Below are 13,207 nucleotides of genomic sequence, written 5' to 3' on the forward strand. Positions count from 1 at the left end.
TTTGCAGTAACTAATAAAGCAAAGAAAAGAGGTTACGAATGTCTGATTCAACTATGAATAAAGCAATAAATGAAGCTTCCAGCGGCAGATCAACACAGCAGCAGACTTATCAGCCGATGACTTTCGACTCCATCAAGATCGGTCTTGCTTCTCCTGAGAAGATCAGAAGCTGGGTACACAGAATAGATAACGATCCACTCAGTGGACAGGTTACCAAGCCTGAGACAATCAACTACAGAACACTTAAGCCCGAAAGAGACGGTTTGTTCTGCGAAAGAATTTTTGGACCTACCAAGGACTGGGAATGTCACTGTGGTAAGTACAAGAAGATCAGATATAAGGGTGTTGTCTGCGACCGTTGCGGCGTAGAGATCACCAAATCAAGCGTACGTCGTGAGAGAATGGGATACATCGAGCTTGCAGCTCCCGTATCACATATCTGGTACTTCAAGGGTATCCCCAGCAGAATGGGACTTATCCTTGACCTTTCACCCCGTGTTCTTGAAAAAGTATTGTATTTTGCTTCTTATATAGTACTTGATCCCGGTGAGACAACACTTGAGTACAAGCAGGTTCTCTCCGAGAAAGAATATCAAGACGCAAGAGAAGAGTGGGGCGGCAAGTTCCGCGCAGGAATGGGTGCTGAGTCCATAAAAGAGCTCCTTCTCGATATCGATCTTGAGAAAGAGTACCAGGAGTTAAAAGAGGGTCTTGATACTTCAAGCGGACAGAAGAGAGCAAGAATTATCAAGAGACTTGAGGTTGTAGAGGCATTCAGAGAGTCAGGAAATCTTCCTGCATGGATGATCATGGACTGCATCCCGGTTATTCCTCCGGATCTTCGTCCTATGGTTCAGCTTGATGGCGGACGTTTCGCTACATCTGACCTTAACGATCTTTACAGAAGAATCATTAACAGAAACAACAGACTTAAGAGACTTATGGATCTCGGAGCTCCCGACATCATCGTTCGTAACGAGAAGAGAATGCTCCAGGAGGCTGTTGATGCACTTATCGATAACGGTAGAAGAGGAAGACCTGTAACAGGCCCCGGTAACAGAGCACTTAAGTCTCTTTCAGACATGCTTAAGGGTAAGTCGGGACGTTTCCGTCAGAACCTTCTCGGTAAGCGCGTAGACTATTCAGGACGTTCGGTTATCGTCGTTGGACCCGAACTTAAGATTTATCAGTGCGGACTTCCTAAGGAAATGGCCATCGAGCTCTTCAAGCCTTTCGTTATGAAAGAGCTTGTTTCCAGAGGAATCTCACAGAACATAAAGAACGCCAAGAAGCTCGTTGAGAGACTTGATGAGCAGGTTTGGGACGTTCTTGAGGATGTAATCAAAGAGCACCCTGTTATGCTTAACCGTGCTCCCACACTTCACAGACTTGGTATTCAGGCATTTGAGCCTATCCTTGTAGAAGGTAAAGCTATTAAGCTTCATCCTCTTGTATGTACACCTTTCAACGCCGACTTCGACGGTGACCAGATGGCTGTACACCTTCCATTGTCAGTAGAGGCACAGGCTGAGTGTAGATTCCTTATGCTCTCACCCAACAACCTTCTTAAGCCTTCTGACGGTGGCCCTGTAAACGTTCCTACACAGGATATGGTACTTGGTATTTACTACCTTACACAGGAAAGACCCGGAGCCCTTGGCGAAGGAAAAGTCTTCAAGAGCGTAGACGAGGCTATTCTTGCATACGAGAACGGTTACATTACACTTCAGTCAAGAATTAAGATCAGAATTGAAAAGAAGAATGCCGAAGGTGAGGTTTCTACAGGATTTGCAGAATCAACACTCGGAAGATTCCTCTTCAATGAGATCATCCCTCAGGATCTTGGTTTTGTAGACAGAACCAATCCCGAGAATACATTCAAGCTTGAAGTTGACTTCATGGTTGGTAAGAAACAGCTTAAGCAGATCGTTACCGCTATGATCAATACACACGGTACATTCGCAACTGCAGAGGTTCTTGATAATATCAAGGCAACAGGTTATCACTACTCAACAAGAGCAGCCATGACCGTTTCCATCGCGGATATGACAGTGCCTCCTCAGAAGCAGCAGATGCTTGATGAAGCTCAGGCAACTGTTGATAAGATCGCAGCTAACTATCGCCGTGGTCTCATCACAGACGAAGAGCGTTATCGTGCGGTAGTTGATACTTGGATGGAGACCGATAAAGAGCTCACAGAAGTGCTTCTTGCAGGTCTTGATAAGTACAACAACATCTACATGATGGCTGATTCAGGTGCCCGTGGTAGTAACCAGCAGATCAAGCAGCTAGCAGGTATGCGTGGACTTATGGCCGATACAACAGGTCGTACCATCGAGCTTCCTATCAAGTCTAACTTCCGTGAAGGACTTGACGTTTTGGAATACTTCATGTCAGCGCACGGTGCTCGTAAGGGACTTTCAGATACGGCTCTTCGTACAGCCGATTCCGGATACCTTACACGTCGAATGGTAGACGTATCTCAGGAACTTATCATTCGTGACATCGATTGCTGCGAAGGTAAGGAAGTTATCCCCGGAATGACCGTCAAGGCATTCATGGACGGAAAAGAGACAATCGAGCCTCTTAAGGACAGAATCACAGGAAGATATTCCTGCGAAACTATAAAAGATAAGGACGGCAACGTTCTTGTTAAGAAGAATCACATGATCACTCCTTCAAGAGCTGAGAAGATTCTTACAATAGGTGTCAATGCTAAGGGACAGCCTGTTGATGCAGTTAAGATCCGTACAATCCTTACTTGCCGTTCACACAACGGAATCTGTGCTAAGTGCTACGGCGCTAACATGGCAACAGGTGAGGCTGTTCAGGTCGGTGAGGCAGTTGGTATCATCGCTGCTCAGTCAATCGGTGAGCCCGGTACACAGCTTACCATGAGAACATTCCACACAGGTGGTGTTGCCGGTGGCGATATCACACAGGGTCTTCCCCGTGTCGAGGAGTTGTTCGAGGCAAGAAAGCCTAAGGGACTTGCGATCATCTCAGAGCTTGACGGTCAGGTTGAGATCAGAGACACCAAGAAGAAACGTGAAGTTATCGTAACCAACGATGAGACAGGCGAGTCAAAAGCTTATCTTATCCCTTACGGATCACGTATCAAGGTTCAGGACGGAACAACAATCGAAGCCGGTGACGAGCTTACAGAAGGTTCCGTTAACCCTCACGATCTTCTTAAGATCAAGGGAATCCGTGCAGTACAGGATTATCTCTTAAGAGAAGTTCAGAGAGTTTACCGCTTACAGGGTGTTGATATCTGCGATAAGCACATCGAGGTTATCGTTCGTCAGATGCTTAAGAAAGTAAGAATCGACGAGAGCGGAGATACAGATTTCCTTCCCGGAACACTTGTTGATGTTCTTGATTTCGAGGATAAGAACGAGGCACTCATCTCTGAGGAGAAGAGACCTGCGGAAGGTAAGCAGGTAATCCTTGGTATCACCAAGGCAGCACTTGCAACCAACTCGTTCCTTTCAGCAGCATCATTCCAGGAGACAACCAAGGTTCTTACTGATGCAGCTATCAAGGGTAAGGTTGATCCACTTATCGGACTTAAAGAGAACGTTATTATCGGTAAGCTTATCCCTGCCGGAACAGGTATGAAGAGATACAGAAACACAGCTCTTAATACCGACGCCAACTTCGAAGATGCAGAGAAGCTTATCCTTAAGAAGAAAAAGAAGGACATCGAAAAAGAAGAGATCATCGAAGATGAGATCGAGATTGACGATGAAGTTTCTGTTTCTGACGACGAAGAGTAATCATAAATGTAATATCGTTCCTGCGAATCTTAACCGGTTCGCAGGAACTTCCATGAAAAATATTTGTTGACAATGAAAAAAATTGTCTATATAATTCATAATTGCGTGTATAGACAAGAGGGTGAAACTATGCCCTTTTGTTTTATGCTATAAATCGCGGGTTATGAATCCGCTTTTTATATTAGTTTTTCTTATCAAAATAGGAGGTAAAAGGAATGCCAACATTTAACCAGTTAGTTAGAAAGGGTCGTCAGACATCTGTTAAGAAGTCTACAGCACCTGCGTTGCAGAAGGGTTTTAACTCTCTTCACAAGAAGGCAACTGCAACAGCTTCTCCTCAGAAGCGTGGTGTTTGCACAGCTGTTAAGACAGCAACCCCTAAGAAGCCTAACTCTGCTCTGAGAAAAATCGCCAGAGTACGTCTTTCTAACGGTATTGAGGTAACAAGCTACATTCCCGGAGAAGGTCACAACCTTCAGGAGCATAGCGTTGTTCTTATCCGTGGCGGAAGAGTTAAGGATCTCCCTGGTACAAGGTATCACATTATCAGAGGTACTCTTGATACTGCAGGTGTAGCCGACAGAAAACAGGCTCGTTCTAAGTATGGCGCTAAGAAGCCTAAGGCTGCCAAGTAATTTATTTTAAGTAACAGATCTAATTTTAAAAGTGTTGGTGTTCTATTCTATATATAAGTAGTAAAGAAACCGCACGTACACTAAATTAGTGAGTACCGTTGATTTTAGCAATTCTAAAGGAGGGAAGAACCGTGCCGCGTAAAGGACATATTGTAAAACGTGACGTATTAGCAGATCCTTTATACGATAACAAGGTTGTAACCAAGCTTGTTAACCAGGTAATGCTCGATGGTAAGAAGGGCGTTGCTCAGAAGATCGTATATGGTGCATTTGCACAGGTAGAAGAGAAGGGTGGAAAGCCCGCTCTTGAAATTTTCGAGGGAGCTATGAATAACATCATGCCCGCTCTCGAAGTAAAAGCAAGACGTATTGGTGGTGCTACATACCAGGTTCCTATTGAGGTTAGACCAGACAGACGTCAGGCTCTTGCGCTTCGTTGGCTTGTAACTTTCTCACGTGCAAGAGGCGAGAAGACTATGGTAGACAGACTCGCTTCAGAGATTATGGATGCATACAATAACACTGGTGCAGCTGTAAAGAGAAAAGAAGACATGCACAAGATGGCAGAAGCAAACAAGGCATTCTCACACTACAGATTCTAATCTGGTGAGATTTCAGATTTTTAGGAGGAAGAACCTTTGGCTGATAGACAATACCCATTGGAGAGAACCAGGAACATCGGTATCATGGCTCATATCGACGCAGGTAAGACTACTCTTACAGAGCGTATTCTTTACTATACCGGTGTAAACTATAAGATTGGTGAGACCTATGAAGGTACTGCTACCATGGACTGGATGGAACAGGAGCAGGAAAGAGGTATCACAATCACATCCGCAGCTACAACATGCCACTGGACACTTCAGGAAAACGGTAAGACTAAGCCCGGCGCTCTTGAGCACCGTATCAATATCATTGATACACCCGGCCACGTAGACTTCACCGTTGAGGTTGAGCGTTCACTTAGAGTACTTGATGGCGCCGTAGGCGTATTCAGTGCTAAGGAAGGTGTTGAGCCTCAGTCTGAGAACGTTTGGCGTCAGGCTGACGGATTTAATGTTCCTCGTATGGCATTCATCAACAAGATGGATATCATCGGAGCAAACTACTACGGAGCAGTTGAGCAGATCCGTAACAGACTTAAGAAAAATGCTATTATGATCGAGATCCCTATCGGAGCTGAGGATCAGTTCCAGGGTGTTATCGACCTTTTCGAGATGCAGGCATACATCTACAACGACGATAAGGGTGAGGATGTTACTATCGGTGAGATCCCCGCTGACCTTAAGGACGACGCTGAGCTTTATCATGGCGAACTCGTTGAGAAGATCTGCGATCTTGATGAAGATCTTATGATGGAGTACCTTGAGGGTAACGAGCCTTCTAAGGAAGAGCTCAAGGCTGCACTTCGTAAGGCTACTTGCGAATGTAGAGCATTCCCTGTTTGCTGCGGTTCAGCGCACAAGAACAGAGGTATCCAGAAACTTATCGACGCAGTTATCGAATTCATGCCTTCACCTGTTGATATCCCTGCATGTAAGGGTACAGACATGGATGGCAATGAAGTTGAGATTGAGTCAACAGACGATGGCCCGTTTGCAGCACTTGCATTCAAGATTGTCAGCGATCCTTTCGTAGGAAAGCTTGCATTCTTCCGTGTATATCGTGGTACAGCAAACTCAGGTTCATACGTACTTAACAGCTCAAAAGATAATAAGGAACGTCTTGGACGTATTCTTCAGATGCACGCTAACAAGAGATCAGACCTTGATAAGGTTTACTCAGGTGATATCGCTGCTGCAGTTGGACTTAAGAACACTGTAACCGGTGACACACTTTGCGATGAGAAGAATCCTGTTATCCTTGAGTCTATGGAATTCCCTGATCCTGTTATCGAGCTTGCTATCGAGCCTAAGACTAAGGCCGGTCAGCAGAAGCTTGACGAGGCTCTTCAGAAGCTTGCTGAAGAAGATCCTACATTCAGAGCTCACACAAACTCTGAGACAGGTCAGACGATCATTGCCGGAATGGGTGAGCTTCACCTTGACATTATCGTAGACAGACTTCTTCGTGAGTACAAGGTTGAGGCTAACGTTGGTGCTCCTCAGGTTGCATATAGAGAGGCACTTACAAAGGCAGTTGATATTGAGTCTAAATATGCTAAGCAGTCCGGTGGACGTGGACAGTACGGACATTGTAAAGTTCGTTTTGAGCCCATGGATGCCAACGGAGACAATCTTTACCAGTTCGATAGCGAAGTTGTCGGCGGTGCTATTCCTAAGGAATTCATCCAGCCTATCAGCGAAGGTATCGAAGAGGCTATGAAGGCCGGAACACTTGGTGGATATCCTGTTGTAGGTGTACACGCTACTGTATACGACGGATCATATCACGAAGTCGACTCTTCAGAAATGGCATTCCACATCGCAGGATCTATGGCGTTCAAGGATGCTATGCAGAAGGGTGCACCTGTTCTTCTTGAGCCTATCATGAAGGTTGAGGTAACTATGCCCGAGGAATACATGGGTGACGTTATCGGTGATGTAAACTCACGTCGTGGACGTGTAGAAGGTATGGACGATCTCGGCGGCGGTAAGATCGTAAGAGCTTATGTTCCTCTTGCTGAGATGTTCGGATACGCTACAGACCTTCGTTCAAGAACTCAGGGTCGTGGTAACTACTCAATGTTCTTTGAGAAGTATGAGCCCGTTCCTAAGAACGTTCAGGAGAAAGTTCTTACAAATAAGGCGAAATAATTATTGATAAAACGCCGAAGTTTTAATATAATCGATGTAGTCGGTTAAATTATGTATGTAAATGTTGATTAACATTTAACCTAAGGAGGATATTTAGAAATGGCAAAAGCTAAGTTTGACAGAAGCAAACCACACGTTAACATTGGTACAATCGGACACGTTGACCATGGTAAGACAACTCTTACAGCTGCAATCACAGCAGTACTTGCTGACAGAGGATTCAGCCCTGCAGTTGCATTTGATCAGATTGATAAGGCTCCCGAAGAGAAGGAGAGAGGTATCACAATCAACTCTGCACACATCGAGTATGAGACAGAGAAGAGACACTATGCACACGTTGACTGCCCTGGCCACGCTGACTATGTAAAGAACATGATCACCGGTGCAGCTCAGATGGATGGTTCTATCCTCGTTGTTGCTGCTACTGACGGTGTTATGGCACAGACTAAGGAGCACGTTCTTCTTGCTCGTCAGGTTGGTGTTCCTTACATCATCGTATTCATGAACAAGTGTGATATGGTTGATGATCCTGAGCTTCTTGACCTCGTTGAGATGGAGATCAGAGACCTTCTTACAGAGTATGAGTTCCCCGGAGATGACACACCTATCATCCGTGGTTCAGCTCTTAAGGCTCTTGAGGATCCTAAGTGCGAGTGGGGCGACAAGATCGTTGAGCTCATGAACACAGTTGACGAGTACATCCCTGAGCCTACTCGTGAGACAGATAAGCCTTTCCTTATGCCTGTTGAGGACGTATTCACAATCACAGGACGTGGAACAGTTGCTACTGGTAGAGTAGAGAGAGGTTCACTTAACCTCAACGACGAAATCGAAATCGTTGGTATCAAGGAAGAGACATCTAAGTCTGTTGTAACAGGTATCGAGATGTTCCGTAAGACAATGGATTACTGCGAGGCTGGTGACAACGTAGGTCTTCTTCTTCGTGGTGTTGACCGTGAAGGTATCCAGAGAGGTCAGGTTATCACAAAGCCCGGCACAGTAACTTGCCATACAAAGTTCACTGCTGAGGTTTACGTTCTTACTAAGGACGAGGGTGGCCGTCATACACCTTTCTTCACAAACTACAGACCTCAGTTCTACTTCAGAACAACTGACGTTACAGGTGTCTGCAACCTTCCCGATGGTGTTGAGATGTGCATGCCTGGTGACCACGTAACAATGTCTATCGAGCTTATTCACCCCATCGCTATGGAGCAGGGTCTTAAGTTCGCTATCCGTGAGGGTGGACGTACAGTTGGATCAGGTAAGGTTGCTACAATCGTAGAGTAAAGCCTTCGGCTTTGAGCCGCGCGTACGAATAAATATAGAGCTTGGAAAGTGCTTGCACTTTTCCAAGCTCTTTTTTATTCGTGCATGGGGCGAATGCCCCGCGCTAGCAAGCGAAATCTATGATTTCGGTTGCGGAGCGGCTTAAAGCAGCGAGCGAAGCGGAATCGAGGTTGCGCTCAGCGAAAACATCGATTTCGGGTACGTGAAGCGAAGCGGAATCGAGGCAGCGTCACTATAAACTTCCGCCGCCCTTTATCCGATATATACGATATAAGGATAACTATACATATTTTTCACTAACACAGGAGGAGCTTTATGCGTATACAACAGAACATGGATGTTCAGAATAATCTTTATCCCACACAGGAGCCGATCGATCCCGATAAAGTCAAAACAAGTGACAAAGGGAAGAATGTTTCTGTGTCAGGAGCCAATCTCAAAATTCAGAGCTTGCTTGAGCAGCGTCAGGACTTTGCTAAGAAGAATGCGCTTAAGATCGTAGCGGATGCATTTGGCGGTGAGAAGAAGCTTGATGCTCAAATGCAGTCAATAAAGGATCAGATGAAATCCCTTTCTGAAGAATTAAATGAAATGAAAGAGCAGCGCAAAGCGGACAATGCCATGCTAAAAGAGCTCATGTCTGAATATGGGGTTGAACCAACAAGTAGAGAGTATATTGAACTTGAGGGGTACGCCGAGAGAGCACGGAGTACTGATCCCGATACTCAGCTTTCTTTAGATGAATATAACAATCTAACTGAGTTTCAAAAGAAAGCGTTGTACTATGTCTCATCGGACCAAGATAAAACAAAAGAAATGAGGGATATAGAGAATAAGATGGCATCACTCGTCTGCGGCTATGCGGACATCAAGAGAGAACGCCTTAAATCCAATGATATGCTCGATGCGCAAAAGGAAGCTGATAATATTATGGACGCATCCACTAAGGAGGCGATAGCTCTTTTGACTAACGACGCAGTCGAGAATATCGATGAAGAGCAGAAAGAGCGCGAAGAGGAAGCCAAGGAAGCTGCAGAAGAGAAGAAAGAGGAAAAGAAGAAAGAAGCCAAGAAGCTGGAGAAAGAGGCTCAGTTGCAGGAACTTATCGAGAATATAAAAGATAGAACTGAACTCGGACATGCAAGCGGCGCAGATGCAAAGAGAGCAATAGCAAGAAGAGAGCGCGCGGAGGCAGAGGAGAACAATCCCGATAATTATAAGAAGGTTGTTATCACAGAGGAAAAGTCGCTTGAAGATGTGCAGGAAGATGTCAATATTGAGATAACCAACATCCTCAATAAGCTAAGTCTTTTATCCAATGATGTAAAAGGAGCTTCCATAGATAATCAAGTGTAAAATGTGTTCAAACGCCTAAAAATACGCAAGATTAGCAGTATTTTTATAATTAGTTCATAGAATGTTTAAGCCTTGCTGTTATACTGAACTTACGAGAACTACAAGAAAAGGAGTGAAGTCTATGGCAGTAAAACACGTCGACTATTCCAAGATAGATTTTGCTAAGCAGGGGGGAGATGGGAGTATCACACACAGTGATCTCGAGAATCTTCTCAAAATGAAAGATCAGTATAAAGATTTTCAGCTTCTGATGATGAAATATGATTGTGCTTTGTCGGAAGTCAGAACCAAGCTGGATGTACTCAACAAAGAGCTTTCGCTTCGAAACAACAGAAACCCTTTTGAGGCGATCAAGATGAGAATAAAGACTCCAATGAGTATCTACAACAAGTTGGAGGCAAAAGGACTTGATTTTTCACTGGATAATATAAAAAAGAACATATCGGACATCGCAGGTATAAGAGTCATTTGCTCGTTTGTCGATGACATTTACATGCTCGCCGATTGCCTTGCCAAGCAGGATGACATTGAGGTAATACAGAAAAAAGATTACATCGAAAAGCCCAAGAAGAGCGGTTACAGGAGCTTACACCTTATTATTGAGGTTCCTATATTCTTAACTCAGGAAAAAGAGTTTATGAAGGTGGAAGTTCAGTTCAGAACGATCGCGATGGACTTCTGGGCAAGTCTTGAACACAAGATGAAATATAAAAAGAACATCGAAAACCAGGATGTGATTTCCGATGATCTTAAGTTTAGCGCAGATCTTATAAATCAGCTCGATCTTAGAATGCAGCAGATACGAGAAAAGATCGATGCAAGCGAAGAATAATTATTTGGCTGTCCATCTTCCGCTGGCACCGCAGGGAAGAACGAGACCGTTGTTTTTAACCGGAAGACCAATCTCATTTGCTTCAATTGTTCCGGCGTGAATAGGATCAAGAACAGTATGAAGCATGTATGAAAGAACTGCGGGCTGTAAACCGGTTGTATACGAATTTATAAGGAAGAAAAGAGGATTATCCGAAAGGAGCTTACTTGTAAGCTGAATAAAAGGAAAAACAGATTCCTCAATCTTCCAGATCTCACCTTTGGGTCCTCTTCCGTAAGAAGGAGGATCCATTATTATGCCGTCATATTTGTTTCCTCTTCTTATTTCTCTTTCTACGAATTTAACGCAGTCATCTACGAGATATCTGATGGGCGCATCGGCAAGCCCTGAGGAAGCCGCATTCTCTTTTGCCCAAGCCACCATGCCCTTGGCTGCGTCAACGTGTGTGACACTAGCACCTGCCTTGGCGGCCGAGACAGTGGCACCTCCCGTATAAGCAAAGAGGTTGAGAACCTTGATCGGGCGATCGGCCTTCTTTATTAAAGAAGAAAACCAATCCCAGTTTGCAGCCTGCTCCGGGAAAAGACCCGTATGTTTGAAGCTGAAGGGCTTAAGATTAAAAGTAAGATCCTTGTAATTAATAGTCCATTCCTCCGGAAGCTTGTGGAACTCCCACTCGCCGCCGCCTTTATTACTTCTGTGATAATGTCCGTTGGGCTTCTTCCATCCGAAGTGTTTCTTTTCAGTGTTCCATATTACCTGAGGATCCGGTCTTACAAGCAGGTAGTCGCCCCATCTTTCGAGCTTCTCGCCGCTTGAGGTATCGATGACCTCATAATCTTTCCATCCGTCTGCAATCCACATATCTTAGTGCCTTTCTGTTTATATTATGAACAATGTCTTTTTTCTTATATAATATGATTCTAACTCATGTCCATCGTGAATGATATCACGATAATTACCGTCATTCCAATGAAATGGTAAAAGAGATTAAAATAGATCAAGTAAAATGGGCAAAAAACATTGATTTTGCGATTAAAGTGATTAATTTATAAAAAGAGGTTGCATATATCGGAAAAATGTTTTATAGTATAAGACGCTGTGACATGATAGCTATGAAGCGTGAGGTTGCTGCTTTATCCAGTTAAGCAGGTTTTCCGTGGAGCGAATGTCTAGAGGCTGCCGAGCAGCCAAACAAACTGACGACAAGTCACTGTACAGTAATTTAAGTCTGCCGACTAACCCAAGGCAGAAACGACGTGTAGAAGTTTTACAGCTTTAATTTGGTTTATTGCTTAGGACACACACGGGAGAGTGTACAGTCACCGCTTGTCGTACTTAATTCAAAAGTGCGAAAAGGAGGCGACTTTTTTTATGGCAAATCAGGTAATGAGAATTACACTTAAGGCATATGATCATCAGCTTGTTGATGCATCTGCCAAGAAGATCATCGAGACAGTCAAGAAGAACGGTTCTCAGGTAAGCGGACCTGTTCCCCTTCCTACAAAGAAGGAAGTTGTTACTATCTTAAGAGCTGTTCATAAGTATAAGGATTCAAGAGAGCAGTTCGAGCAGAGAACACACAAGAGACTTATCGATATCATTACACCTACTTCCAAGACAGTAGAGGCTCTTCAGAGACTCGAGATGCCTGCAGGTGTAAACATTAACATTAAGATGAAGTAATACATATAAGAAGTATTACATTATCTAATAAAGTAACTATTTATTTTAAACCTCTACTAGTATGATGCGAGACGCATGATGCCGTGATAACTGGAGAATTGTTCAAAACGTTGCGGAACAATTGAAGCGACATTGCGAATGAAGTAAGCATCCGCTGTAGACGTAATAAGGAGGTAAAAACATGAAGAAGGCTATTTTAGCTACTAAAGTCGGAATGACTCAGATCTTCAAAGAGGACGGTTCACTCGTTCCTGTAACAGTTCTTCAGGCAGGACCTTGTGTTGTTACACAGATCAAGACTGTTGAGAACGACGGTTACAGCGCTGTCCAGGTTGGCTTTGTTGACAAGAAGGAAAAGGTTGTTAACAAGGACAAAAACGGAAACAAGACAATTTACCATCGCCATGGTGCAACCAAGGCTGAGCAGGGTCACTTCAAGAAGGCAGGAGTTTCTTGCAAGAGATATGTAAGAGAGTTCAAGCTTGAGAACGCTGCAGAGTATGAGCTTGGTGCAGAGATCAAGGCTGATGTATTTGCTGAGGGCGACAAGATCGACGCTACAGCAATTTCAAAGGGAAAAGGATTCCAGGGTGCCATCAAGAAGAATGGTCAGCACAGAGGACCTATGGCTCACGGTTCCAAATTCCACCGTCATCAGGGTTCTAATGGTTCATCTTCAGATCCCAGCCGCGTATTTAAGGGTAAGGGAATGCCCGGTCACATGGGTAGTGTAAAAGTAACAGTTCAGAATCTTGAGGTTGTTAGAGTAGATGCCGACAAGAATCTTATTCTTGTTAAGGGTGCTATTCCCGGACCTAAGAAGGGACTTGTTACTATCAAGGAAACCGTTAAGGTTATCGGTTAATAGAGCGC

General features: G+C 44.3%; 10 protein-coding genes. 9 read left to right on the forward strand and 1 reads right to left on the reverse strand.

What is annotated here, in order from left to right:
* Positions 1-53: 53 nt before the first annotated feature.
* The 7 genes from rpoC (at position 54) to D6856_RS06795 (ending at position 10,648) form a co-directional block, all read left to right on the forward strand.
* Entirely contained in the window at positions 54-3,779 is a 3,726-nt protein-coding gene (gene rpoC / locus D6856_RS06765; protein WP_092247355.1) for a DNA-directed RNA polymerase subunit beta', read from the forward strand.
* A gap of 215 nt (positions 3,780-3,994) precedes the next feature.
* Entirely contained in the window at positions 3,995-4,414 is a 420-nt protein-coding gene (gene rpsL / locus D6856_RS06770; RefSeq protein ID WP_092247259.1) for a 30S ribosomal protein S12, read from the forward strand.
* A 131-nt stretch (positions 4,415-4,545) separates the two neighbouring features.
* Positions 4,546-5,016, forward strand: coding sequence for a 30S ribosomal protein S7 (gene rpsG, locus D6856_RS06775; RefSeq protein ID WP_026515646.1), 471 nt, complete (start codon positions 4,546-4,548; stop codon positions 5,014-5,016).
* Positions 5,017-5,052: 36 nt separating this feature from the next.
* Positions 5,053-7,170: an elongation factor G gene (gene fusA / locus D6856_RS06780; protein ID WP_120686299.1), complete on the forward strand. Its 2,118-nt coding sequence runs from the start codon at positions 5,053-5,055 to the stop codon at positions 7,168-7,170.
* Positions 7,171-7,269: 99 nt separating this feature from the next.
* Complete coding sequence (gene tuf / locus D6856_RS06785; protein WP_120657381.1) at positions 7,270-8,460, forward strand: elongation factor Tu; 1,191 nt, start codon at positions 7,270-7,272, stop codon at positions 8,458-8,460.
* A gap of 315 nt (positions 8,461-8,775) precedes the next feature.
* On the forward strand, positions 8,776-9,816 hold the full coding sequence (locus D6856_RS06790) for a hypothetical protein (protein WP_120686300.1): 1,041 nt from the start codon (positions 8,776-8,778) through the stop codon (positions 9,814-9,816).
* Positions 9,817-9,937: 121 nt separating this feature from the next.
* Positions 9,938-10,648 (forward strand): GTP pyrophosphokinase, encoded by a 711-nt coding sequence (locus D6856_RS06795; protein ID WP_120657379.1) that lies wholly within the window; start codon positions 9,938-9,940, stop codon positions 10,646-10,648.
* Here D6856_RS06795 and D6856_RS06800 read toward each other — a convergent pair whose 3' ends face one another.
* Positions 10,649-11,512, reverse strand: coding sequence for a class I SAM-dependent methyltransferase (locus D6856_RS06800; RefSeq protein WP_120686301.1), 864 nt, complete (start codon positions 11,510-11,512; stop codon positions 10,649-10,651). It lies immediately after the preceding gene.
* Between the two features lie 510 nt (positions 11,513-12,022).
* On the opposite strand from D6856_RS06800, the gene rpsJ reads away from it, so the two are divergent.
* Together rpsJ and rplC are read left to right on the forward strand one after the other, a co-directional pair.
* Positions 12,023-12,334 (forward strand): 30S ribosomal protein S10, encoded by a 312-nt coding sequence (gene rpsJ / locus D6856_RS06805; RefSeq protein ID WP_013279995.1) that lies wholly within the window; start codon positions 12,023-12,025, stop codon positions 12,332-12,334.
* Between the two features lie 181 nt (positions 12,335-12,515).
* Complete coding sequence (rplC, locus tag D6856_RS06810) at positions 12,516-13,199, forward strand: 50S ribosomal protein L3 (protein WP_092247238.1); 684 nt, start codon at positions 12,516-12,518, stop codon at positions 13,197-13,199.
* Positions 13,200-13,207: the final 8 nt, after the last annotated feature.

It is taken from the genome of Butyrivibrio sp. XB500-5 (assembly GCF_003625505.1).
Classification (GTDB): domain Bacteria; phylum Bacillota; class Clostridia; order Lachnospirales; family Lachnospiraceae; genus Butyrivibrio.